Origin of the sequence: Paenibacillus sp. SAFN-054, assembly GCF_051966755.1 — a bacterium.
GTDB lineage: Bacteria > Bacillota > Bacilli > Paenibacillales > Paenibacillaceae > Paenibacillus_AQ.
In genome coordinates this window covers 1149086-1174574 of sequence record NZ_JBQCKS010000001.1, presented here as the reverse complement: position 1 = coordinate 1174574, position 25489 = coordinate 1149086, and the positions used below count along the sequence as shown (strand labels likewise).

General features: G+C 49.4%; 22 protein-coding genes. 2 read left to right on the top strand and 20 right to left on the bottom strand.

Going from position 1 to position 25489, the window contains the following annotated elements; translation table 11 throughout:
- The first annotated feature begins 48 nt into the window (after positions 1 to 48).
- The gene (locus ACTHPM_RS05510) at positions 49 to 831 is read left to right on the top strand and encodes a phytanoyl-CoA dioxygenase family protein (protein WP_440394189.1); all 783 of its coding nucleotides are present in this window, start codon (positions 49 to 51) and stop codon (positions 829 to 831) included.
- Between the two features lie 115 nt (positions 832 to 946).
- Positions 947 to 1864 (top strand): helix-turn-helix domain-containing protein, encoded by a 918-nt coding sequence (locus ACTHPM_RS05505; protein WP_440394188.1) that lies wholly within the window; start codon positions 947 to 949, stop codon positions 1862 to 1864.
- On the opposite strand, the gene bglB is transcribed toward ACTHPM_RS05505, so the two are convergent.
- The 20 genes from bglB to ACTHPM_RS05405 form a co-directional block, all read right to left on the bottom strand.
- Positions 1833 to 2906: a beta-galactosidase BglB gene (bglB, locus tag ACTHPM_RS05500; protein WP_440394187.1), complete on the bottom strand. Its 1074-nt coding sequence runs from the start codon at positions 2904 to 2906 to the stop codon at positions 1833 to 1835. The two genes, ACTHPM_RS05505 and bglB, sit on opposite strands and share 32 nt — an antisense overlap.
- A 27-nt stretch (positions 2907 to 2933) precedes the next feature.
- Positions 2934 to 4097, bottom strand: coding sequence for a trans-sulfuration enzyme family protein (locus tag ACTHPM_RS05495; RefSeq protein WP_440394186.1), 1164 nt, complete (start codon positions 4095 to 4097; stop codon positions 2934 to 2936).
- 53 nt (positions 4098 to 4150) lie between these two features.
- Positions 4151 to 6994: a family 78 glycoside hydrolase catalytic domain gene (locus ACTHPM_RS05490; protein WP_440394185.1), complete on the bottom strand. Its 2844-nt coding sequence runs from the start codon at positions 6992 to 6994 to the stop codon at positions 4151 to 4153.
- 75 nt (positions 6995 to 7069) lie between these two features.
- Positions 7070 to 8656, bottom strand: a complete 1587-nt coding sequence (locus ACTHPM_RS05485) for an extracellular solute-binding protein (protein WP_440394184.1) — start codon at positions 8654 to 8656, stop codon at positions 7070 to 7072.
- Between the two features lie 33 nt (positions 8657 to 8689).
- Positions 8690 to 9595, bottom strand: a complete 906-nt coding sequence (locus ACTHPM_RS05480) for a carbohydrate ABC transporter permease (RefSeq protein WP_440394183.1) — start codon at positions 9593 to 9595, stop codon at positions 8690 to 8692.
- Positions 9589 to 10536 (bottom strand): ABC transporter permease, encoded by a 948-nt coding sequence (locus tag ACTHPM_RS05475; protein ID WP_440394182.1) that lies wholly within the window; start codon positions 10534 to 10536, stop codon positions 9589 to 9591. The genes ACTHPM_RS05480 and ACTHPM_RS05475 overlap by 7 nt, the downstream gene beginning before the upstream one ends.
- A 303-nt stretch (positions 10537 to 10839) precedes the next feature.
- A complete protein-coding gene (locus ACTHPM_RS05470) occupies positions 10840 to 12369 on the bottom strand; it encodes a response regulator transcription factor (protein ID WP_440394181.1) in 1530 nt (509 codons plus the stop codon).
- Between the two features lie 25 nt (positions 12370 to 12394).
- On the bottom strand, positions 12395 to 13864 hold the full coding sequence (locus ACTHPM_RS05465; RefSeq protein WP_440421459.1) for a sensor histidine kinase: 1470 nt from the start codon (positions 13862 to 13864) through the stop codon (positions 12395 to 12397).
- 879 nt (positions 13865 to 14743) lie between these two features.
- Positions 14744 to 15208: a DinB family protein gene (locus ACTHPM_RS05460; RefSeq protein WP_440394179.1), complete on the bottom strand. Its 465-nt coding sequence runs from the start codon at positions 15206 to 15208 to the stop codon at positions 14744 to 14746.
- A gap of 42 nt (positions 15209 to 15250) precedes the next feature.
- Positions 15251 to 16285, bottom strand: a complete 1035-nt coding sequence (locus ACTHPM_RS05455; RefSeq protein WP_440394178.1) for an S-layer homology domain-containing protein — start codon at positions 16283 to 16285, stop codon at positions 15251 to 15253.
- 220 nt (positions 16286 to 16505) lie between these two features.
- Entirely contained in the window at positions 16506 to 16751 is a 246-nt protein-coding gene (locus tag ACTHPM_RS05450; RefSeq protein WP_440394177.1) for a hypothetical protein, read from the bottom strand.
- Positions 16741 to 17181, bottom strand: a complete 441-nt coding sequence (locus tag ACTHPM_RS05445; protein WP_440394176.1) for a hypothetical protein — start codon at positions 17179 to 17181, stop codon at positions 16741 to 16743. Before ACTHPM_RS05445 ends, ACTHPM_RS05450 begins: the two co-directional genes overlap by 11 nt.
- Positions 17174 to 18940 carry a discoidin domain-containing protein gene (locus tag ACTHPM_RS05440; RefSeq protein ID WP_440394175.1) on the bottom strand — a complete coding sequence of 589 codons (1767 nt, stop codon included), beginning with the start codon at positions 18938 to 18940 and terminating at the stop codon, positions 17174 to 17176. Before ACTHPM_RS05440 ends, ACTHPM_RS05445 begins: the two co-directional genes overlap by 8 nt.
- Positions 18940 to 19569 carry a putative phage tail protein gene (locus ACTHPM_RS05435; protein ID WP_440394174.1) on the bottom strand — a complete coding sequence of 210 codons (630 nt, stop codon included), beginning with the start codon at positions 19567 to 19569 and terminating at the stop codon, positions 18940 to 18942. Before ACTHPM_RS05435 ends, ACTHPM_RS05440 begins: the two co-directional genes overlap by 1 nt.
- Positions 19562 to 20620 carry a baseplate J/gp47 family protein gene (locus ACTHPM_RS05430; protein WP_440394173.1) on the bottom strand — a complete coding sequence of 353 codons (1059 nt, stop codon included), beginning with the start codon at positions 20618 to 20620 and terminating at the stop codon, positions 19562 to 19564. The genes ACTHPM_RS05435 and ACTHPM_RS05430 overlap by 8 nt, the downstream gene beginning before the upstream one ends.
- Before the next feature lies 1 nt (position 20621).
- Complete coding sequence (locus ACTHPM_RS05425; protein ID WP_440394172.1) at positions 20622 to 21035, bottom strand: DUF2634 domain-containing protein; 414 nt, start codon at positions 21033 to 21035, stop codon at positions 20622 to 20624.
- Positions 21035 to 21484, bottom strand: a complete 450-nt coding sequence (locus tag ACTHPM_RS05420) for a DUF2577 family protein (RefSeq protein ID WP_440394171.1) — start codon at positions 21482 to 21484, stop codon at positions 21035 to 21037. Before ACTHPM_RS05420 ends, ACTHPM_RS05425 begins: the two co-directional genes overlap by 1 nt.
- Positions 21484 to 22497 (bottom strand): XkdQ/YqbQ family protein, encoded by a 1014-nt coding sequence (locus ACTHPM_RS05415; RefSeq protein WP_440394170.1) that lies wholly within the window; start codon positions 22495 to 22497, stop codon positions 21484 to 21486. The genes ACTHPM_RS05420 and ACTHPM_RS05415 overlap by 1 nt, the downstream gene beginning before the upstream one ends.
- The gene (locus tag ACTHPM_RS05410; protein ID WP_440394169.1) at positions 22494 to 23153 is read right to left on the bottom strand and encodes a LysM peptidoglycan-binding domain-containing protein; all 660 of its coding nucleotides are present in this window, start codon (positions 23151 to 23153) and stop codon (positions 22494 to 22496) included. Before ACTHPM_RS05410 ends, ACTHPM_RS05415 begins: the two co-directional genes overlap by 4 nt.
- Positions 23153 to 25348 (bottom strand): phage tail tape measure protein, encoded by a 2196-nt coding sequence (locus ACTHPM_RS05405; protein WP_440394168.1) that lies wholly within the window; start codon positions 25346 to 25348, stop codon positions 23153 to 23155. Before ACTHPM_RS05405 ends, ACTHPM_RS05410 begins: the two co-directional genes overlap by 1 nt.
- Between the last annotated feature and the right edge of the window lie 141 nt (positions 25349 to 25489).

The window sequence follows — 25489 nt, the reverse complement described above, 5'->3', positions numbered from 1 at the left end:
ATGTGTAATCAAAGCCGCCCACCCTATATAGTGGAAGGAGTTATCACGATGGATATATCGTTACCGCAAAGCAAAATTGACTTTTACCAGGAGAATGGATTTGTTGAGATCGAGAACGCGCTTACGGAAGAAGAAATGAATGAGTTATCCGGGTTTTTGGAGGAAGCGATGACACAGAAAAGCAGCCATTCGGTTTCCACCTCTGTCCAAGGCGGAAGCTACTATAAGGTTTTGAACCAGAAGGTAAACCTTTGGCGCGATCATGGTGGCATGAGTCGATACACGTTCCACCCGAAGCTGGCTAAGATGGCCATGAAGCTAAGCGGGGCGAGCGGCATACGTATCTTCCATGATCACGGATTATGGAAGATGCCGCAGGATTCCAAACCGACGGCCTGGCATCAGGATTTTCCCTATTGGCCGATGACAGCGCCCGGCGCCTTGTCTATCTGGATTCCAATGCATGATGTCGACGATCATAACGGCTGCATGATGTTTGTTCCGGGTTCCCATAAGGTAGGTACGCTGGGAGGGATTAACTTAGCGGAGCCGCAGGATCTATATGATCAGGTCAGGGGAACAGAGCTGGAGAAGACGAAGCCGGTGAAGGTTCCCTTGAAACGAGGCAGCTGCACATTCCACCATGGTCTCACATTCCACTTCGCGCACCCGAACCAAAGCGACGAACCAAGGCGCGTATTGGCCATTATTTATATGCCGGACGGAACCATCTTCAATGGCAAAAGCCACCTAGTGACAGAGCATGCAGGTCTTGAGAAGGGGCAACCGTTCGGTGGAGGTTTATTTCCTCTAGTCGCCAAACAGCCATAAGAAAGTAGCGGGCGGGTCACTATGATCCCGCCCGTTATTTCTGTCTTACCCCTTCGCCTGCGAAGCATTATAATGAATCTATGAGCATACTACGCCATATTTTGGAGTTGATTACATGACACGAATGGACAGCGGAATGTTCCTGGAAAGCCGGGATTTCCTGTTTTATGCCGCGCCCTACCGCTTCAGTCCGGGAGAGAATGTTTCCTCCCATTCGCATGACTTCTTCGAGCTTGCTTACGTTGCCCAAGGTCAAGGAGAGCATTACTATAAGGGAGAGTACTACCAGATCGCAGAAGGCGACGTCTTCATGATTGAGCCGGATGAAGAGCATGCTTATCGAGCAGGTCATGAGCATATCCCGGTCGTATATAACGTGCTCTTTCAACCTGAGCTGTTGCGGCGCGAACTGGAAGCGCTCTCCGATGTCTCCTCCTTCGTCGATTTTTTCTACTTGGAACCCTTCCTTCGAAGAACAGTGCATTTCCAAGGGCATCTCCGGTTGAAGCCCTACGAACAGATGGAAATGGAAGCACTGCTCCATCGCATGATTCTCGAATTCAAAGAGAAAAAGCTTGGATATCGTATTTTAACGAAGACACGCCTGATAGAACTTTTCATTTTCTTAAGCCGCTGCTACCACGACCGGAAGCATTCTCCTCTGCAGGCGTTCTCATCGGACGAGAAGATCATCCGTCACATCAGCGAGTTTATTCGCAAGCATTACGCACAGTCCTTATCACTAGCCCAGGTTAGCGAAATGAGCGGGATGAGCCAGACTGGTTTCTCAACCAAATTCAAGCAATATATCGGCAAGACCTTCACAGAATTCCGCAATGAAATACGCATTCGAATGGCGAAGCATCTGCTGGAGCAGTCCGATCGCAAAATTATGGACATTGCCCAGGATGTCGGCTACGATGACCTAAGCTTCTTTAATAAAATGTTTAAGAGTGCGGTAGGGGTCTCACCCAGTCAATATCGCAATACTTCTTCAGCACCTACACATGCTTCAGACTCTCCACCAACATGAGCAGCGTCATCGACTGGCCGTATGGCATCGGGCAAGTTTTGATCTGCTTATAATAGTCAATGGAATCCGCGACCACGGTGCCATACGAAACATCTCGTACGGTGCCATCGGGGTCGATTCGTGAAAGCACAGCCTGCAGCGCCTTCATCCCTGTCTTTTGATATTTCGCATCCAAATATCCTTTTCGCACGGCTTTAAGTATGCCGTAGGCGAACCCGCTGGTTGCCGAAGTTTCTACATATGAAGTCGGATCGTTCAGGATGGTACGCCACATCCCACTCTCATCCTGACATTTCTCCAAGGCCTCAACCTGGCGTTCCAAAGAGGTAATCAGGTAGTCCGATACCCCTCTCGGCAAGGAAACCATGTCCAAATAGTCGACCAACCCCGCGGTATACCAAGCATTACCTCTTCCCCACAACGCACGGGCGTAATTGTGATTTCCCTCGAAGGTCCATCCGTGGAAGAAGAGCCCTGTCGACGTATCCGTCAAATATTTCAGATGAACTAGAAATTGACGGATGCTCTCCTGATGGTAGTCTTCATTTTTCAGAAGCCTGCCCATCCTTCCTACAAATAGAACCGTCATATAAAGCGTATCATCCCACAGCTGGCCTTCATTCGGTCCGGAGATCGTCGCGTGCGCCATGCCCATCTCCGGGGTGCGCGGAATTCCACCGTTTACGGCGAATTCCACCCATTCCTTGCACAGCTCCAGGAAATCTTCGCGTCCGGTTTCTTCATAGAGATAGCTGAGTGTAAGCATCGGGCACATCGTATTAATATTTTTCGGGGGAAGACCTTCCCCGATCCGATCCTCGAACCATTGAATTAAATATTCAAGGATCGCTTGGTTGCCCGTTTCTTTGTAATACAAATAAAGCGAGAACAAACCGACGCCCTGCGACCAGTCCCAGTGATTCATCGAAATGATGTTGATACGTGAGCTTCCTTCATTTTCAGCTCGCAATTGGATCATGCCGTCAATAATCTTTTGAATATACCCTTCTAACTCCGCCCGTGGCAGTATGTTCGTTACCATATTCCCACCCCTTCTCCATCCTCATCGTTAGATAGACCTTGAAATACTGTGCAGCCCGCGGTCGAGATCCTCCATAATCGTCTCAACATTCTCCAGCCCTACGGAAATACGAATCAATCCTTGTGGAATCCCTGTTCGCTCCGAGGTCGCCGGATCAATCCCTGCACCCGGGAAATTCATTAAGCTCTCGAATCCTCCCCAGCTCGGACCTACCTCGAATACTTTCATCGACTTCGGCATCTGGGTAATCGGTTTCACCGCCCCTTTCGGAATGAAGCTGAGCAATCCGGAGTATCCGCCCAGCTGTTTCCGGCCCAGCGCATATTGAGGATAATCCGGAAGTCCGGGATAAAACACCCGCTCGACCATAGGATGGCTGTGCAAGAAGGCGGCCACCTGTTTAGCATTCTCCGAATGCCTTGCCATTCTCACCGGCAAAGTACGCAGCCCGCGCGTCAACAACCAAGCTTGATGCGGGTCCATCACAGCACCGTACAAGCTGCGCTCCTGATGCATCAGGGATTCGGTAATATCCTTGGAAGCAATGAGAACGCCGCCGATGAGGTCGCTGTGTCCCCCCAAGTACTTCGATGCCGAATGAACTACGACGTCGATGCCGAATCGCAGCGGGTTCTGATACAGCGGGGTAGCCCACGTGTTATCGACCATCGTTGCAATTCCCCTGCTCCTCGCCAGATCCGCAATTGCCTGCAGATCCTGCATCGTGAATACATTCGATACAGGACTTTCTAAATAGATGAGTTTTGTGTTCGGCTGAATGGCTTGTTCGAATTGCTCCACACGTTCACCGGATACGAACGTGCTTTCCACGCCAAATTTCAGTAAATACGTCTCCATGAACACGCGCGCGGGCGTATAAACGCTCTTCAGCGATAGAATGTGATCCCCCGTTCCGACAAAGTGCATGATGCCTGCCGTAATGGCGGCCATGCCGGAGGAGAAGGTCAGCGCACTTTCCCCTTCCTCCAAGGCTGCAAGCTTCCTCTCCGCCACTTCCAATGTAGGATTCGAGACGCGGGTATACGTATATCCATGGCTTTTCGTCTTGCGGGTGAACAATGAATTTTGAAAAATCGGCGGGACGATCGCGCCAAGATAACGCTCGTATTCATCGCCCAGATGAGCGCAAATATCTTCTTTGCTCCATTTGCTGCTTTCGGAAGATATCATTGTGCGAAAGTCTCCCCTCTCTAACACTCCTGTTGTTTTACCAATCCGTTGTCCTATTGATATCGCTGGATCTCAACATCCCAGCCGGCTTCAACCGCTCCTGTATCCTCAATCGCAATACCCTCCGGAACCTTGACTGTCATGTGGTGCCGCTCCGTTTCCTTGCTCCAGACAACGTCAATCCTTCCGAAAGGGGTTGGAATCGAGCCCTCTGCCCATTCGATGTCCGTCTCCGGAGGCTGCAGCATGATCCGCTTAAACCCATTATCCACTCTGGCTACCCCGAGTAAGTGTTTGCCTAAGGTATACGCGGGAGCTGCCGACCATGCATGAGCAAAGCTGCGCGTCTGCGGATACGTTTCCCATGCTGTTGTGGATCCCTTGCGAACCATCGTGCCCCAGACATCCCGAATGCGATCCAGAATCTTATCCAGCCTTCCGAGCCTCTGCCATACTTCGAACAAGTAAAATGACATGAACGGAGATATCACCTGCACCCAATCCTCCGGAGGCTGGACCAATTGACTCTCCACTAACGACCGCTTTCCATCCTGCAGTGCATCAAATAGATACAACAAAATGTGAGTCTGATGACTATATGTCTTGGAGCGTTCCCCATTCCGGTACAGACCATCGACATACGCTTGCTTCGTTTCATCCCACAAATGCGCGTCAAGCGCTGCTCTCATCCGGCGTACTATGCCGGTCCATCGTTCTGCATCTTCGGGCTTGCCCAGCTTCAGCGCCATCTCCGACGCCAGTTGACAGCAGTAGGCGAGTGCAGCATGCTGAGCAGTGCCGACTCCTGCGCGCGGGATGTCCATGTCAGCCCAATCCACCATGTTCCAGGAGTTGATATCGAATAAGTCCATATCATTGAGAAACTCGCAGTAAGCGTCCAGGGTCCGTGTATATTCAGGATAGATTTGGCCTATAAAATCCATATCTCCGCTATATTCGACATAATCCTTGCAAGCGATCATCCAGCTGAAGGTCCACATCGGGATGACGCTCTGCCAGTCCGTAGGCATACATGCAAGGAGAAGCGGACTCTGATCGCGTGAACGTGGAACCATCTCCAGGCAATGCTTGACGAGTTCATAGGAACCGAACAGATAATAATTTACCAGCGCACTTACCCGGCAATCCCCTACCCAGAAAACGCGTTCGTACGTCGGGCAATCGACGAACGTATCCTCGGTGCATACTTCAGAAGTATGACGGCTAATCTCCCATATATCATTCAAGAGCGGGTCGGAACAGCGGAATAGTGTTTGATCCGTTACCGGATAGCCGGAATGCTCAACGGTCACCTTATAGATTGAGACGGGCTCCGTTTGATTCCGGATCGCTATGATTAGGTATCGGAAGCCCATGCGGGTGACGCTCTTGTACGTTTGCCTTCCGTCCCTGGACGTGTAGCGGAATCCGTTGTTCAGTCCCGATGTATAACGAATCCTTCCATCTACCATTGCTTCGAAGCCGTAAACATCGAACACAGTACCCTCCGGGGCTTGAACCTCCAGCTCAATACGGCCAACATACAGCTTTCCGAAGTCAAGAACATATTCCATCTGCCCGCCATACTGGGGAACGGGAACAACCGTAGGCAGCTCATGTCTGTACAGCATGCGCTCCTTCTCCCGCTTGACTGCATAGCTTGCCAGCGTCGTCTTGCGCAGCATGAGTGAATACAAGCTCATATTCTCCATTACGCGAACGGCGGGGACGGTTGCCGCTTCATCCCGGAACCTTTGGAAAGCTTGCAGGGAATCGCAAGTCCCCGGAGCTTTAAAAGCCGGCAGTTCCAGGTCGAGCCCGTTCTTCTTCTCCACACCTCCATATTTCGGCTGACGCCCATCCGCCTTCGAACGAATGACTTGGTATGGTCCCAAAGTGACGAAGGCGGATTCAGCGTCATCGCTAAAGGGATGGATGAACCGAAGTTCCGCGGGACTATCCCATTCCATATGGCTGATGGCGTCATTATGTACACCGCCGATCTCAACGAGGAATAAATGCCTTCCCCGCGCCAAGGTGATCTCGTCGCCCGCACGATACCATTGATCGTCAATCTTGAATCGGCCTTGCACCCCATTCCATGGCGTGTGCGCGAACGTCAGCTTGCAGGTCATGTCTTCATCCGCCTCAATGGCGGCTGCGAAATAACCCGTGAATACCTTGGCATTCGCATCCCGATCCCCCGGATAGAAATTGTCCCGCATATTGACGGATATAACCTTCCGCACCGGCTGAACTTCCGATTCCGAAACGAGCTGCCGGGGGTAAAGCGTCCGCTTCGCGAACGGCTCGATGATCCGTGGATGCAGCTCCCCCCATTCCCCCTCACCGCCGTCACAGATTGTATAAGCCGGCGACCAGCCCGAGTCATCATATGCCGAGTTTAACCATGCTTCGTCTGAGCGCCGGGCATCGAATACTTCCATCCACCCGATGTTGATGTTTCTCTTGACCACATGCTTTTCAAAGCCTTCATGAACATGTGCTTTCCAGCTGGCATCGGTTGGATGGGTAATCAACCTGCCGGAATCCTCATGTACCTCGAGACATGCGATAAGACCGGCCCGGTTCTCGATGTATTGATAATTTGAATGGCCGTGATGCCATACCGTCACCGCAATCACATTCACACCTGGTTTTAGAAGATGACCTACCTGATAGCGTTCGTAGTACCAATGATCGGGGGATGAACGGATCGGTCCATCGCCGACTTCGAATCCGTTCATCCACACGTGGAACTGAGTGTCGGCACTTATACTGAGGCTAGCTGTGTCAATGTTCGTATCGCTGATCGAGAAGGTTTTACGAAAACACACTTGTGCATTCACAGGCTGTTCTTCCTCATCGATCCAGATCCAATTCGCTTTCCAATCCATCGCTTACTCTCCTCCGAACAAGAACGGCGACGATCATCTCTTCGCCGCCATTCCCAATGTATTATGGATTCCTTCTTATTGAATGACGCCGTTCGCCTTTAATCCTTCTGTAACTTCTTTGTCATACGTTTCACCGCCCATCTGTTTCCAGCGGCCCAACATGTTGTCATAGGCCTTGTCGAAATCGTTGGCAATAATGACATTAGATAATTCCTGCAGGAGCATGGTGTCCATCGTTGTCACGTTCTTTTTCGTCCACGGACGGTCGTTTGTGAACAACGGTTGATACACGGCATACTTTTCTTTCACTTCTCTTTCCTCAAGAACATCCTTAATGAAGTTTTCTCCCTTATCAGCGAATTGAATTTTTACCTGGTCTGGAGTATACGGCTTTAATCCCAGGCTCATGATCGTAATATCTGCAGAGTACCAGTTGATCTCTTTACTGTTTTTATCCAGATCGATCGGCATGCGAATGCCGTCCTTCAGCGAGTAGTGTTCACCTTCAAAACCGTTTAACAGTGTAGTCAGCACGGTCTCATTCGACATCCAGTTCAAATATTTAACGACCGCATCGGCTTTCTTTTCGCTTGTTTTCGGAACCATAATGAACATTCCGAAGGGGTATCCGGCATTGAACTGCTGCTTCCCGTCTGGAGCTATGAAAGGGGGTACCACTTCCCAGTCTGCTCCCTTTACTTCTTTCATTTTCTCTTCAAGACCTACGACGCTGTTATTGTCTTCGAGAAAGCCGACAAGACCGCTCGTTACATTCTCGGTATGCTGCTGTCCGTTAATATCCGTAATAAACTCTTTCGGAAGCAATCCTTCCTTATACAGCTTATGGAGGAATTTGAAATATTCACGTCCTTCGGGGAGCGCAATCTGTGAAACGAAATGTCCGTCCACGATGTTTCCGCTCGCCATATACAGCGTAGTACCCGGACCCGCCATGTCGATTCCCGCCCCCAAGGAGAGACCAAAATGAACCATGTTATCAAACGATGGGATCGAGTACGGTATAACTTGATTCACGCCGCCAGGATTTTTCTCCTTGAATGCTTTTAAGACCTCATACAGCTCATCGATGGTTGTCGGAACATCCATGCCCACCTTTTCGAGCCAATCCGCACGAATCTTCATGGTGGATCCGCCGACGGACGGACGGTTAGACATGACAGCATATCGTTTCCCGTCATAGGTACCCGCCGATTCCATCGCAAGCTTGTTGTTCACCATAATGTCCTGCCCATACTTCTCGACCGACTCATCCAACTCCGCCAGTCCACCTTGTGATGCAAACTTCAGAAACGTCTCGACAGAATACGTTAGAATGACATCCGGGGCATTACCCGAAGCCATCCATGTGCTGAGCTTTGCGCTCTCTTCCGCGCGTGGAAGCGGTACGAATTCAACCTCGAGACCGATCGAAGCCACCTGTTCATTGATCCATTTCGTCAGAATCGTATCTGTAATTTTGGCCCCTTCAGGCGCATTGCCGCGATCCCAGATGCTGACTCGAATCTTTTCCAGCTTTTTCGATGCTTGATTGTTTCCCGATTTCGCCTCGGTGTCTCCGTTATTGCTGCATCCAAAGACGAATATCAACATCGCTGTTATCAGGAGTATGGTAGCTTTTTTCCAGCGGCTTGCCGTTTTCATATCGATCCCTCACCTTGTTTATTGGAATATATCTCAACCTTTTACCGAACCAATCGTAACACCTTTCACGAAATACTTTTGCAGCCAAGGGTACACGAGCAGAATGGGAAGCGTGGAGTACACAATGACAGCTGCTTTGATCGATTCCTGCGTTACGTTAAGCTTGAAAACCTCCTGCAAAGTCTCCAGCGAGGTATCCATCTGGGATAGCAGCAAAATATTCCTAAGCTTGACTTGAAGCGGCCATAGGTCCGGGTTGTCGATATAGATCACGGCACCCATATACGTGTTCCAATGACCGACCGCATAGAATAGACCGATTGTTGCCAGCACCGCTTTGGAAAGCGGCAGCACAAATTGCCATATGTAACGGATGTTACCGCAACCGTCGACCGTCGCTGATTCCCTGATTTCATCGGGTAAACCTCGAAAGAAGTTCATCATGATGAAGATGTTAAAAGCGCTGGCCAGTCCCGGGATAATCAACGCCCAAATGGTATTGACCAGACCAAGCCACTTCATCAGAAGAAATCCAGGGATCATGCCACCGGAAAATAGCATGGTAATGAGGATATAAGTAATAAAATACTGACGACCTGCAAGATCTCTCCTGGACAACGGATATGCTGTGATCACGGTCATGAGCAGATTTAGAAACGTTCCAAACGTAGCCAAGAAAACCGTTACCATCAACGAACGGAAAATGACAGGATCGAACAACACTTGTTTAAACGCATCCAATTGGAAACCGACCGGCCATAAGGACACTTTACCGGTCCGAATCGCAAAATCACTGCTGAACGCGGTTGCAAACTGATTCAGGAACGGGAAAAGGCAAGTAAACGTTAGCGCCAGCAGTAACCCGTAATTGACAATACTAAACACCGTATCACCGAACGTTCTCTTGCGTCTTGTTGGTTTCTTCAGTTGAATTACCATAATCCTTCCCTCCCCGTTGCCTTGACAATATAATTTGAGCCGAGAATGAGAATAAGATTGATGATCGATTCCACTGTATTTACGGCAGTCGCTAAGCTATAATTTCCGTCCAATAAACCGTACGTGTAAATAAACGTGCTGACGACTTGCGATACTTCGAGAACCGCCGCGTTCTGAAGCGCGAAGACCTTCTCAAATCCGACCGTTGCCAAATCGCCAATATTCAGAATCAACAAAATAATGATGGTCGGAGCGATACCCGGAATGGTAACATGCCAAATCTTCCTCATTCGTGAGGCTCCGTCCATTTCGGCCGCTTCATAGAGCGAAGGGTCAATGGCTGACATTGCCGCCAAATAGATGATGGTTCCCCAACCAACATTCTGCCATATACCTGAAGCAATGTAGGTGGACACCCACCAATTTTCGCTGACCATAAAATAGATTTCTCCCAAGCCCAATTTGCGCAGCAGCTCGTTGATGACGCCATAGGTAGGAGACAGAATGTTATATACAATACCGCTTAGAATAATCCAGGACATAAAGTGAGGAATATACAGTAACGATTGAGAGACCCGCTTGAACCATTTGAGCCGAATTTCATTCAGCATAAGCGAGAGAATGATCGGAGCCGGAAAACCGAAAATCAAGGAAAGAATGCTAAGCATTAACGTATTTCTTACTATGGTCCAAAAGTTGGGGAGACTGACCATCTCCTTGAAATAATGAAGCCCCGCCCAGTCGCTTTCCAGAATGCCTTTAAAGATGTTGTAATCCTTAAAAGCGATCACAATTCCGCCCATGGGAACGTAACTGAAAATGAAGAAAAATAAGATACCGGGTATGAGTAGCAAATAAAGATCATAATTTTTCCTGAATTCTTTAGACAACAATCTTCTTCTGCCGCGCTTAAGCGGAGACGGAAAAACATCCGTTTTCATTGTCAGTGCGATCCCTCCTCCTCCAATTTCACTGCTTCGGTTAACGTCCACTTTTTCATTAAACCAAGTTATGTAAGCGCATACTATCCTAAAAACAGAACATTATAATAGATTTTTTCACACTACCTAAAGAAAAACATCAATCGACGTACTTTCAAAGTAGACAGACCGCATTTAGTTGTTGTTTTTCTTGCGATACCAGGAAGGTCTTGCTTCGAATTTGAAACTTTCTGATATCTTAAGAAAATTCCTAAAAAAAAGTAAGGGGAAGTAAAAAGTTCCCCTTACCGTGGTTTTGACACGTTATGTCTGCTTTTTATATTGTTGTGGCGACTTATTTTCGTACTTCTTAAAAACTTGATAAAAATACATGTAGTTCTTGAATCCCGTCATTTCGCTAATTTCCTGAATACGCTTTGTAGGATCGCGCAGCAGACGCTTCGCTGCCTTTAGCCGGGTACGGGTGAGGATGTCTACGAAGTTGGAACGGGTTTCTTTTCGCAGCAGCCGGCTGACATGTCCCGGGCTGACCTGAAAGCGTTCGGCCACCTTATGAAGGGAAATCTCCTGGCTGTAGTAATGGTCATGGATGTAGTTTAGAATGTTGGTTACCAGCGGGCTATACGCGGGTGTCTCCTCCGCTTGCTTGCTCCGGAGCGTGCTGAGCATGTCTGCGATATATTTCCTTGCCTGCTCCATATCCTTAAAATGATGCACGTCCTCCAACATCTCATTCACAGACTTGCTTAAGATCCATTCGTTTCCTGATAGCTTGTAATAGTATTTCACAATCGTCAAACAAAGCTCTGAAATCAGGGTTTTTGCAACCGCAATATTACCCGCGGCATAGTTGGAAATTTGATGGAGAAGCGACTGGATTCGGTCATCCATCTCTCCTTCTGTATCCGTACCCAGCAGGCTTGCAAATTGATCCAACTCATGCAGAATCGACAGCTTGATCACGTCCTCGGATCGGCCTTCGCAAACATAGAAAAACTGCAGTCTAAGCTTACGGGATATCCTTTGGTAGTGGTCTTGCAATTCAAGGGCATTCCTTAACAGCCCACTCCATTCCAAAGGGCAGCCGCCGTTATTCTCACATAGCAATGCTTGCTGCAGCTGCATCCGCCGTTGGATCAGTCGATTCTTCATCACGGACACTGGAATCGACGAATCGAAAAGAAATACGATAACGGTATCGTTCAGCAAGCGAATCGTATATCGCTCATTGCCGTCATCATGTGAGCTCAATAAGGCTTCAATCTCCTTGGTCACCCTCTCCCTTTCCAATTCGGCTTGGCCACCGATCACCAACAATGCGCATCTCCTGGTCAGCAGTTCTTGAAACAATTCCGGTGTTTCTCCGCTCTGATGGAAGCCTAATAAGAGATCCGTGATCAATTGTTTCTGCGCTGATGGCAGAAGCTGTTCTCTTTCCCTCTGCAATCTTCGATGATTCACGATTTGTTCAACCGCTCTTCTCACCGCGCTGGAAAACTCCTCATCATTCAGGGGCTTCAATAAGAATTCGATAATGCCCAGTTTGACACAGGTTTTGGCATAATTGAAATCTTCATAACCTGTGATAACGATGACCTTGCAATGCGGAATTACCTTCCCTGCATATTCCGCTAGACTCAATCCGTCCATACCGGGCATGCGAATGTCCGTAATGATAATATCCGGTTGATGCCGATCAATGGCAAGCTTCCCTTCGATCCCATCCTCCGCGTCAGCCACCACCTCGCAGCCCCAGGCTTCCCAATTCATTGTCGAAACGATTGCGCGCCGAATGATCGGCTTGTCATCAACGACGATAACCTTAACCCCCATGAATCAAGTCCCCTTCCGTTACCTTTCATTTCAAAGGCTGAGTAATTGTGATCTTTGTGCCTTGATGAAGCTCACTCTGTATCGTAACGCCATATGAAGGACCGAATAAAATCTGTAACCGTTTATGAACACTAATGACACCTACATTACTACGTCCCTTATGATCATCAACTTCCTCCTGTTCCGTGGATATTAATCGGTTCACCGTGTCTTCTGCCATGCCTACTCCGTTGTCTTCCACCTCCATAACAAGGTCTCGGCTATTCCGGTAGCAGCGAATATGAATCAACCCGATGCCGGGCTTCTTCTCAATTCCGTGGACAATCGCATTCTCTACAATGGGCTGCAAAATAAACGGAGGTACAGTGCTTGCGAGAACCTCCTCTTCAATCTCGTATTTCACCTGTAATTTTGACTCATAGGTAATCCCTTGCAGCGTAAGGTAATCGACAATAAAAGAGAGTTCTTCCTTCAAAGGAATGAAATCCTCTTTCCGGTTAATACTTTCCCTCAAGAGTTTCCCAAGCAAGTAAATCATATGGCCGATTTCCTGCTCTCCCTTGATCCTGGCTAAGCTGTGGATTGATTCAAGGGTGTTATATAGAAAATGCGGGTCCATCTGTGCTTGCAAAGCTTTGTACTCAAATTGCAGTCTATTATATTCCGCCTTCTGGGTCCGTAATTTTTCTTGGCTGATGTTTTCGATCAATTCTCTAATCTCACCAACCATATGATTAAACTTATCCGTCAATATCCCGATTTCATCCTTCGTATCGGTTCGGATGACCGTATGCAGCGCACCGACGGACACGGTTTTCATACTGTTGACCAACACATATAACTTCTTGGTAATATACTTGCTTATCACCGCAGCATTGATAAATGTCAGCAGGAACGCAAATGCAAAGGTTGCAAGTATCCAATATCGAAGCGCTTTCAAGTGCGATGTCGCACGGTCGAAGGAAGTCACGTTCAAGATTCTCCAACCGATGTGTTCCGTCGTTTTACTTGTTACGATGTATTTGCTGTCCTGATGGGAAAATTCATTCGTTTTGGACGCTATAGCCGCTTGATATAACTCTTTTGCAGTTGAATCGCTGTAAATCATCAATTCATTCTGATCATTGAGAAACATAAGATTGCCGGCCAAAACGGAATTCGGTTGATCCAAGTGGATGAGATCATTGAAATGTTGGCTATCCACCCCTATAACGAGAATACCGCAATACGTATAACTTTCGGGCTCGTACATTGCCCTCGCGGCATAGAAAAATTTATTGCTACCCGGCGCCCAAGAAACTTGACCTCTTTTATCCTTTAGTGCCTGAATCTCCTTATCCGGCAATGAAAAGCGATTCAGCACCTGATCCTTGGAATAATCTTGGCGTATCCAGTGATTCTCGCTTCCGTCCGCCCCGATCATCATCGCGTAATTCATATACTCGTTGGAATTAATCATTCGATACAAAAACTGTTTCGTCGCTTGCGCGAGCATAATACTGCCGGGATGGCTCTCCATCAGCGAGCAAACATTCGATTTCTGATAGTACGTGAAAGTCGTTTCCGAGATATCATTCATTTTCTGTTCGAAATTCAATCCGACTTGGTCGAGCAACTGTTCTGAAGAGGAAGAAATAATAGTCTTGGTGGAATCCGTGGAAATATAGTAGTGAAGAATGCTGATGATCGATATGGAAATAAAGGTAACGAGAACGGATGATATCAGAAACTTGGTCCTAAGCTTCATGTTTTTGAAACCTGACATTAAACGGAAGTTCACTTTAACCCGCTTCCCTTCATGGATTGCCTCTAAAACTAATACCTTATATTTTGTTGATTCAAATGGATGATGACAAGAGTCTCAAAACCTAAACTGCATATTGTTCTCTGATATTAAAATAGGGATTAGAGACACTTCAACTCCAATTGTTCCTAACAAGTCAATCATGTCCGACGTTGTCAGCAAAGGCTCACCCTCGTGGTTCTTGGCCCACCATAGCTGTATGCAATCCATTTGGTCATGATTCAATTCATGCAGCTGTTCAGCCGTCAATATCAATTCCGTGGATGGCCTCCTCTCCGCTCAGGAGTATTGTCCCACATTAAACCGCTTTGGTCACCAAGATTAACGTAAACGACTTTAGGTATAGATAACGATATGAGATTAGCAGAACGAATGATTGTTGAGTGGGCGTATATAAAACACAAAAAGCCCCTCGTCCAAAGGACGAAGAGCCGTTTCATAATGGGAGCTTTTAATTCTCGTAACGCTTCCTACTTAACGTACATCACCAGCATGACTTCACAGTCATTAAAATAGAAAAGTCGCAGCTACGCGGCTTATTAAGCATGCAGTCCTTGCCATCTTATTCGGTTAATGTGTGCCGAGCCTTGCAAACGTAATGTAATCGACTTGGACGGGCTCTGCTGATTCGATCCGAAGTGCCCGGTTGATCTGTCCCCGGTGGTATTGTCCATGTAAGAGAACCTGGAGAAGGATGTCCCGTACGGACGTGCGGAAGAGATTGCCGCTCTGGTTCGCATAGTCAACCATCTCGTCGAGCTCGGATTCCTCGAGCCCATCGATATAGATGCGATACTGCTCGGCATTTTCTGCGAACATCGACCGGATTGTCGCCAGGTCTTCCGCTTCCTCCCACAACGAATATTGCTCGCTTCCCTTTCCCTGCAAACGGGACAGCCAGACTTGTTCTGCGACTGCGACGTGCCGAACGAGCTTCAAAAGATCTTTATTCTTCGTCTCGCTTTCTTCTAGCGCGTCCAAAATGCGTCCGTCCGCCCAATACAGGTGGTCCATCATGCATTTGATCGTTTTCATTGCGGTTTCCACCTCTTTGTCTCAACGATTCCTTGAATCTTACTACTGTATTCCGTTATTAGCCAGGATCTTCTGCACACGTTCGACCATTGATGTCGCCTCTGCTAAGGTAATCCCTTTCTTCGGATTGAAGTTGCCTTCCGAATCCAGTTCTACGAGCTTCAGAGCAAGCGCTGTTTGTATCGCGCCCTGATTCAGGATATCGATCTTGTCGTTATCCTTGATTTCCGTGGGGACCAATTTCAACATTGGCAGCTGGCCACTCGTTTGAAGCGTATGAACCAGCAGGTACGTAAAGGACTCGCGCGTCACATCGGCCTCCGGATTGATTTTAATCTGCAGGTTCTTATTGCCAGCGGCTTTCTTGATTAATTCTACAGCTTGTTCTGCCGTGATGGCTTCACTCTCGCTACCCTGCGCCGGCGCTGGGTGTGCTTTTAAATACTGAAGCGCGTTACTGATTTCAATGGCCGCTTCCGCGCGCGTAATTTCTCTTTGGGGATTGAACTTGCCTTCTTGATCCAGCTTCACCAAGCCGTAGTTCAGAGCGCGCTGAATCGACCCGGAATACTCGACTTTGACTTGATCCTGGTCTTTGAAATTCTTAACGACAGGATGAATCATCGGCAGCTTGCCGGTAATTTCAATCGCATGAACGAGCTGGTGCGTGAAGGCTTCGCGCGTCAGCTTGTCATTCGGATTCAGATCGGCAGGCAGGTCCAGTCCATTAACAGCGGCGATAATGAAAGCCTCAGCGTACCAAGCTGAATCTTTAGCATTCTTGTAATAATCGGAAGCTTTGGGCTCTTTAACGAAACGGACAAGGTCCAGATTCAATCCCAGTGCGCTAACCAAAAACTGTATGCTCTCAGCCTGTGTGACGGATTTATTCGGAGCAAACTGTTCTGCGCTGATGCCCTTGATCAATCCGCTCTCATGCAGAGCAACAATTTTGTCTTTATCTTGCACGTTATCGATATCTTTAAAAGCGGCAGCAGAAGCGAAGTCTTGTCCTGCCAAGCTGAGTGCCAGGGCAACGGCTGCGGACAAGGTAATGATTTTGGACGGATATTTCATACATATCACCTCTTGGAGTATTGTGTTGGTCTATCTTGCCATCATAGACGTACCTTCTCTCCAAAAGGTTTCTGTGTTTAATCATAAATTTACATATGTCTATGTCCTTGGCTATTATCGTTTTATTTGAATTCGCAATCCTTATTCCTTGCCAAAGGATGCAAAAACCGGAGCCGAGGAGCTCCGGAATCCGTTAAAAGATAATGCAACCCTAAACGCACTATCTGATTATATTCCCTTGCTTCAATGCTTGATCCAGCTTGGCTTCGAGCAATTCCTGGCGGTCTAGCAGGTCCGTAAGCATCTCGAACAGCATTTCATTCGTTACTGTAGCGGCGTTAATTCCTTTCAAGCTCTGCTCTTGCCTGCTGCTATGCCGGTTTCGCAGCTCCTCTGATTTCAGTCGAAGGGGATCCGCTGGAATATGAAAATGCACCGTTTTCGGAAGGGGCTTCTTACTTGCCATTCGTAACCACCACCTTTAATTCGGCGTCTTGATCCAGGCCTACAGTTCTCAGCAAAAAGACCCCCGGTTCATCACTGCTAATCGTAACGGCGGCAACCCCGTTTTTGACTGGCACCTGTCCGGTCATTCCGTTCAGTTCCAGGGTCAGCTCCTTGCTGAATTCCTTTTGCAGTTCTCCTTGTGCATTAAGCACCGCCACCTCTACGGTTACCAAATCCGAGCCGTCGGACAGGATCGAGGATTTATCCGCATGAATGCGCGCGATGTTGGAATGAAATTCGCCGTCGATGTAACGGGAACGCATCAGCTGCCGATTATTGAATTGTTCAGCTGTGATCGGAATCATCAGATCGGAGATGACTTCTCCCGACAGATTGCTTAAAGCGATGACTCTGCCCTCTTCATCCAGTTGAGCGTAATAATTAGGCATACTCGATCACCTCCCAAGAGATAGCCTGATAAAATGAATAACTGGTTTCCGCAGCAAAAGTCACGGAAGATCCGGTATCATTAAGCGCAGCGTATACATTGCCGTCTGTCACATGAATCACGTTCGTACCGGAAGTCCAGTCGTGCCACTCGTTTCTTCCGCAATAAGAAATATTTACGAAGGACTTGGCGGGATTGACTTTTTTAATATTCACAGACAAGTTTCTGGACGTCATACGGTCAACCCAACCCCGCTGCACGCTTTTGATTCCCACGCCTTTCCACTCCGTTCCGTCGTTATATTCCAGGTAACCGTTACTCATCCGAAGACTGTTGATCAGATTCGTATTCAGCGCGGAATTGAAATACACGGTGCCGTTTATGCGCTGCGCTAAAATGAGGCGATCCGGATGATCGTACAATCTCGGCTTTTCGAGATTATGATCCCATACCTTGATTTGAGGCGTCACCGTTTCCCTATGGCTGTATGGAAGCGGGATATCCACGTAGAGGTAGCCCCAATCAGGCAAGGTATAGCTTCCGCTTTGGATATAGAAATAGGTTCCTGCCGCCGGATTCATGATCAATATCTTGTCACTGAAACTGACCATCCCTCCATTTTGCAGGCCATGGTCCCCGACGGTGCCTTGGGGGATGATAAGCAATCCCTGCAGCCTTGCCGTCAATCCCCAGGTGCTGACATCCCCTAATGCTTCCTGCTCAAAGCCGTAATCGTTCGCCGCATATACCCCGATTCTTGACAAAAATACGTTGGCGAGCGGGTCGGACGCCTTGGTGACCGTTATTCGCACATGAGTGGCGTTTACCGGCTGATCGAAAAAATGATTTTGAAATTCGGATTCAAGCTCTTGGTTTGCGTAAGTATACACCGTATTCCAAACATCGCCGTTCAAACTGATTTCCACTTTAAATTCTGCAGGGTAGGCGTCAGCCCTCGTTTGGAAGCAAATTCCCTCCAGATCCCGATACTCCCTCTCCAGGTAAATGGTTATCGTTTGAGGCAGTGGCGCGTAAGAAGCATACAGCATCCAGCCGTTCCGGCTCGCCCCATAGTCTTGATAGGGCGAAGTAGGCAGTCCCGTCACCTCGCCGCCCGTTACAAATACCCGCTTATACTTGGCGATATTCGTACTAAGCTGGCCTGAATGCAAATGACGGCGGTTAATGCTGTTTATGGCAAGTTTATCCCCGTTGACGGACCCGTCGGCCAGTTTGCCGGAAGTCACGGCGGCATCAGCAATTTTCTCGCCGGTCACCGCTGTGGCGGCCATTTTGGCAGTCGTAACCGCACTGTTAGCCAGCTTCTCGGTGCCGACCGAGCCGGCGGCCAATTTATCGGCAATAATTGCTGATGCTGCAATCTTCTCTGCTGTCACCGAGTTCGCCGCAAGTTTTTCCGTATTTACCGCACTGGTCGCAATTTTATCGGATGTCACCGCTCCAGCCGATATTTTTGCGGCGGTTACGGCATGATCGGCAATTTTGGCTGATGTGACTGAGTTTGAGGCTATTTTTTCGGACGTGACTCCGTTTTCTTTGAGCTTCTCGGTGGTTACCGCTCCATCGGACAGCCCTTCTTGGCCAATCTGGGGAGCGTCTCCAGCCTTTCCCGTGTGACGATGGCCATCCGAGGCGTGAAAAAGGGCGTCCATCGCTTCGATGTTCTCGTTTTGGGCGTCCCGTCTGACGATATCCGACGGCTCGAATCTTTTTAGTCCGCTTGGCAGTGGCTGCGGCATCATGCTCTCTCCTTTCCGGAATGGGCGGGGTTCCAAACCTCCAGCTGATCCCAAGTCATGTTTAGCGCCTCAAGCGTTTCCCATGATAAGTTCGCAGCATCCATTTCCTCCCACGTTAAATAAGTATATTTAAATACCAGCTCCAAATGGGCCGGGATGATTTCGCGCAGCACATTCCGCATATCCGGCTCGTTCGGCGGTCGTCCCCTCTTGCCGATAAAGGTGATGACGACCTCATATTGGGAGAAGTTTTCCTCGACATTGATTTCCCCGTTCTCAAACGAGTCGGCCACATTTTTGATTACCTCGAGAGTTACCGTTCCCGCTCCCCGAAGCTTGGATTTGATGACGGAGCGCCGTTGGTCGTAAGGCTTGCTTTCATCGGCGGGAATACCGCAAACGGCTTCCCATTTTGCAAGCCCCCACGTCGCGTATTCTACAAAAAATTGCTTAAGGACATCCCAAATGTGCTGATTGATCCCGGTAAGCTCAACGGTTTCCCGATCGATTACATTTCCGGCGATTCCCGGCCCTCTTTCAGGGTCATGTAGAACGTAATATCTTGGCAGATAATCTTGCATATCCTTCTCAATGTCGCGCTGAAGCTCGAATAATTGTGGGTTAGACAAGGAAATCCACCGCCCCGGCTACCGCAACTTCCTCTTCTTTAACTTCCAGGTTGCTGCTCTGGCCATTAATGGTTAGTTCCTTAAAATCCCACACTTCTTCAATATCAAGCAGCAGACCAAAGATCCGGTTATAGGGAACGGTCGTTGTTTTAAAGGCGATGCTTGCCAGAAAATCTTCCAGCTTGCTGCGAAACAATGCTTTGATTCTTTCCGGGTCCGCACCCTCAACCAACGTGAGGCGGGCAGTTGCATTTATTTCCACTTCCTTGGCAGGACTTACGGTAACCTCGGCCCCGACAGGGCGGCGCTGCTCCACGGCTGCCGTGACCGCCTCGATAATCCCCTCTCTGGGCTTGCGTTTGTCCTCCGACAAAACCGAAAGTTTGACGGTTCCGCCACCATTCCAGGTGGGGAATACCTTCACGTCCCCCACTCCGGTGACTTCCAGGGCCCACTGGCGATAGTGCCAAATGTTTCCGCTCGTCGCGGGTCTGCGGACACGGTCGAAATACCTGCCCAAAAGCGATTCGTCGGACTCCGTCTCGGCACCGTTCATAAATTCCTCAGGATTCGTTACGGAAATAACCCCGGTTAAATTTCCTAGTATAAGCTTGATCCGTCCGGCATCAACATTCCCGCGCGTGCCTCCCAGGACGGCTTTGGCCCTAACTTTCGCCGCTCCTTGTTTGATGACTCCGGCTTCGACCGTGACAAAAGCTACAGCATCTTCCTCATCGGTGGATACGGACGTTCCTATAGGGATAACTGTATCCTCGTCTCCCTTAAAAACAACTTCTCCGGTTGCTTTTTCGCTTGAACGCCGGGTTACCCCGAATTCTGCAGCTCGTAGATCAAGAAATTCCGAAGGCTGCCCGGGACCTGCAAATCCGAAGCTTAGCACCTGATCCAGGGCTATATAGGCATGTGCCAGCTCGATGGCAGCCGGCGAGAGCAAGTCGTAAGTTATGGAGCCCTGCCGCGTATCGATTCCCTTCGGCGACGCTTCCCGCATCCGCTCCAGAATCGCTTCTTTCGTCTGATGTTCATACATGTTAAAAGATCACCTCCTGCTCGATCGCTCCTTCTGCCGTGTTCACGGTAAAACTGACGAACAGTTTGTCGCTTTCCCTGACGATGTGAAACTGCTCCACGGCTTGGATCCGGTCATCTTCCCGGAGCGATTCCGTAATGACTCGTTTAATTTCGCTGTGCAGCAATTGAGGCGAAATATCTTGGCCGAGCAATCTTTCGATTTCGCAGCCATACTGTCCGTTATAAATGAGATAGCGGTATCTTGCGGTCAGAATCGCTTTGCGGATACATTGCGTGACCGCTTCTTTCCCGTCGACTGCCTTTTCCGTGACTTGGCCCGTGTCAAAATTGAGAACGTAAGTCCGTGAAGGCATCGGAACCGGCTTCGCTTCCACATAGCGCTCTTCTAGTCTTTGCAGCGGAGATAATGCCATTATTCCGTCACCACCCGATCCAGAATAATATAGGTCTGACCCTGACGGATGCCCACGACGACAACGCGGTCGTCTTTTTTGAGTTCATCTGTGAATTCAAGTTCGGCTTCTTCGACAGTAAATTCTGCTGAGGACAAGCCAAAGGAAGTAAAGGTAATGGTTCCGGTTCCTTGGCTTAAGGCCAATGTTGATGCCTGGGATACGGAGCTTGAAGATATTTTTGCCTTGTCGCCGCTCACCAATTTCACCGTCCGTGTATGCTTCATTAACGACTGGACGATGATCAGATCATCCTTCTCCAGTTCCACGTTCATATGATCCACTTTGATCTTCAACTCGGGGGGATCAGCCGTCACCGTAGCCAATTCAAAGGTGATCTCGGAATTGTATCCGAGGGCCCGGATCAGCTGCACGAGCTGACTTGCCCCCGAGCCTTCAATGCGTTCCATCAATGGGCTCCCTTCTCATCCTTATACTCCATTGCCGGGATATCGTCGGTCGCCGACAACGTCAGCGACATCGTATGGCTTCCATTCTCAAACTGGTGTTCATCGGCGGAAATATAGTATCCGCCAAGAATCCCCGTCACCGATTCTTTGACATATACGCAAGAACCCGCAACGACTTCGGGAATGCCTAGACATTCGATCCGCGCTTGATCGTCAATCGTGGCCAAATCCTTCAACAGCTGCTTCGCCCGCTGCTCCATCTGGGACTTGGTCATCTCTTTGTCGGGCTTCTCCAGGTGCTGCATGATCCCAAAGCGTTTCATGAGCTCACTGTCCTTGGCGCTTGCCGATATTTCCTTTTTATTCGCGTCGCCACCGATCACCTTGATCTGCGTGCGGGTTTCTTCGATGGATTGGGAGTAGCTCGCATCCAGCACATTCACCCCGTTCTCCAGCACCCACTTTCCCTTCTGCTCCTTCCGGGCGAGCAGCTTTAGTTTGCCTTCCTTCGATGTGATCCAGAAATGCTGTCCGTTCTGTTTCTGCGTTTCGGTGAGCGCCATCACCATCATTTCAAAAAGCGTTTTCTCGCGAAATACCAGCTTCGGAATGACGTAACCGGTATCTTGTATTTCTCCCGTAGGGATGGAATACTCATTGCACAGCCGCTTGATGATGGCGGAAGCAGATTCGCCTCGAAAAATTTTCGTGTCTTTGCTTTTCGTTAAATAAATATTTTCATCATAAGCTGTCAGGGACATCTGGCCCTTTGCATTAACCTGGTCCGCAAAAATCACGCCTCGAAACAGTTCCTGTTTCCCGTCTAGAATCAGCCGCAGTTCGCCGCCCTTTTCAAACATCATGTACAACTCGCGCAAGTCTCCCGTGTTCGATATGTCAACGACAAGCTTCCGGGCCGCCTGCTTGATATCTCCTGACCAACGGACCGACTTGACGATCGGATCCAAGTGCACGTCGTGCTTCAGATCCTTGTAGGTGACGCTGAGACTCATGACGGGATCACCAGCTTTTGTCCTGGAATCATTCGGTTCGGGTTTTTGCCGATGACTTTTTCGTTCGCCGCATAAATTTCCTTCCATCTATCTCCGCTGCCCAGTGTACGTTGGGCGATTTTCCACAACGTGTCATTCGGTACCACGATATAAAAGGCGGGCGGCGTCTTGGTGTCTGGCCGGTAATCACCCGTAACCACCATAGACTTGCCTGTTCCAGAGGTTTCCACCTGCCTGAACTTGACTTCCCTGTACTCCTTGAGCTCCAGATCGAAAAATACGTCGCCCGGGTTTCCTGCACGCTCGCTGTATTGAAAATTCCGGATGGTAACCAGACTTTCGATGGGGGTACCCGTGATGACGAGCCGTACAGGCTTTCGCGCACTCCTCCATTGTTCAATAGTATCGACGACCGCCCACGGCTCCGGAAAATCTTCATATTCGCAATAGCCGGGGTGATAATCCCGTGGAAAAAAGGAGGCGAACGCGTATTCTTTCAGCAACGACTCTCCGATCACCGTGTACTCGCCCAGTTGGGTCACTTGGATATCCTCATAGCCATGGGAGGTTTTAACTGCGATTTGCTCCGGGTTGACGGGCAGCCGCAACCACTCTTTTTCATCAATCGTCTTCAGCCAGAATTCGAGTGAAGCCATTATGCCATCAATCCCCCCGCCGCTTTGATCTCACGGGCCAGTGCTCTCGCGATCGCATCGATGTCGGATTCCTGGCGAACGTTGAACGTATTTCCCGAAATGGAAATCGATCCGCTAGTTCCTTCCCGGGAGAATTCCCGGTTCTCGCTGGCTGTCATAATTCTTTCTCCCTTGTGCAGTCTGGCCATCATGCCATCATAAGGAACATAGTCGAGACCGTGGTAACGGCTCTGAGGAGGCCCGCCGGCGGAAACAACTTGACCCGTCGTGCCCGTGTTTACATGGACGGCAGCCGAATTGCCGCCGAATATGCCGTCCCAAGCCGTCCCGATGCTGCTTATGATCCCCATCACGGTTTCAAGAGACGAATTGAAGCCATTCGTTATGAAATCGGAAGCTCGCTTGAGGCCGGTAACGATCCCGTCGGAAATCCATTCGATGATATTCTGAATATCCTCCATATGGTATTTGACCAGGTAGGCCAATAAGGCGAATGCGGCTCCAACTGCGGCAACGATGAGGATTAAAGGTAAAAATGGAAGGACCAGCGCCCAGGATGCCATGGCGGATGCCCATAAAGCGGTAACCGAAGCCCAGAGAGCAGGTGCAAACGCGGTGATCAATACGGCACTCATGCCGAGGAGGGCAGCGCCCATAATATCCGCATATTTCATGACAAACTCCATCGCAGCGACCATCCCTTCGCCAAACGGCAACAAGGCTTCTCCGACTGGGGCGAGAGCGATCGTAATACGGTTCTTCAAGGTATCGAAGCGGTCGCCGAAGCTCTGCAAAGCCTGTGAATGGGCCATAATTCCGTCTTGGGACCCCTTCATCGCGCCGAGCATCCCATTGAACTCCACCTGCCCTCCCCGCAGCGCGGTGACCAGTTCGCCCCCGACCAGAGGACCGAAGTTTTCCAAAGCGATTTTGGCTGCATCCGCCGTGGTAGCAGCCTTTCGGATGTCATCCGCAATCTTGCCGAAACCGCCGTCCGGCAGCTTTTTCTTCAGTGCGTCTTCAATCGGGTTAATGCCTTCTTTCTGCCATTTGGCCAACAGCACCATGGACTGCTCAAAATCCAGTCCCATCTGCTTCATCGGTGTGCTGAAATTGGCCATCCGCTTCATCAGGTCGCCCATGTTTACCTTACCGGACCGGCTTGCGGCAAAAAATTGTTCCAGCATCTTTTCGCCGTCCTTGGCGGCGTACCCCCATTCCGTCATGGCTCTGGCTACCGATTCTGCGGCAACCGCGCTATCCGATCCGGTCAGCCTGGAGGATGTCAACAGCAGTGTGGTCAATTTCTCCAGATCGGTTCCCGTCAATGAGGTGTCGCGTCTTAACGTTCCCATTGCTTTCGCGACTTCACTTAAGCTTTGGGGAACTTGACCGCCAACCGTTCTGAAGGATGCGAGCAGACCGTCCATTTCTTTCCGGGATACTCCCGAAGCGGAACGCAATACGACAAAAGCCGCATCGAATGTTTTGGCTGCTTCCAAAGACTGATCCTTGACCGAGCTGAGCCAGTTTCCGGCTGTACTGAACGCACTTGCGATGGTATCCCTCGGACTTGTCGCCGCATCCGCCGCTTTCGCGGTTTGCCCCGCCGTGCCCCCCGCCTTGGCTGGTGCCTTCGGCTTCAGCCACCACGATTGAATCGGCTGGCTTCCGAAGTTCCCCAGCGGATGCCGAATCCTTTTGTACAAGGCTGCGGCTTTATTGCTCGGCTCATTAAACTTCTCCCGGATTCGCCTTCGGATGCTTTTGGGGCCGGCTTGTGCCTCTGCTTGTTTCCGGGCAAGCTCTGTTTGAAGCGCCGCCACCTTTGCCGCTCTTGCCGATTCCGCGGCCTTTTCCCGGTTTTCTTTGGCCGTGAGGATTTTTCTGAGTGATTGCTTCGCTTTTTTGCTCTTGCTCTGGCTGAGATAGGCTATGGTTGCTTTTTCCGCTGCCGCTTCGACCGCTTTGGCCTGCTCTGCCGCTTGACGAGCCGCCCTCTGCGATTCTTTGCGGACCTCTGCGGCCTGATTGTCAAAATACTTTTTAATCGATTTTTTACTGGTGACTTTAAATGCCAGCTCCATCCCGATCGTCCGTACCGTTCCATTGGTCAGCTTCGCAAGATCCGTTTTCGCTTTCTTGATGCGGTTGGACAGCTTCTCCAACTCCGCGAGGCTGGAACTTATATCCATTGCCATTCACCCCCTGCGGCCTCACTTAAGACCTCAACCTGCGGGCGGCCCTCTCCTGTTCCTTGCGCATCTTCTCCTCCTCTTCCAGCTGCAGCATCATGGAGGCATACATAAACCGCTTCACGTTTTCATCTTTGTTGT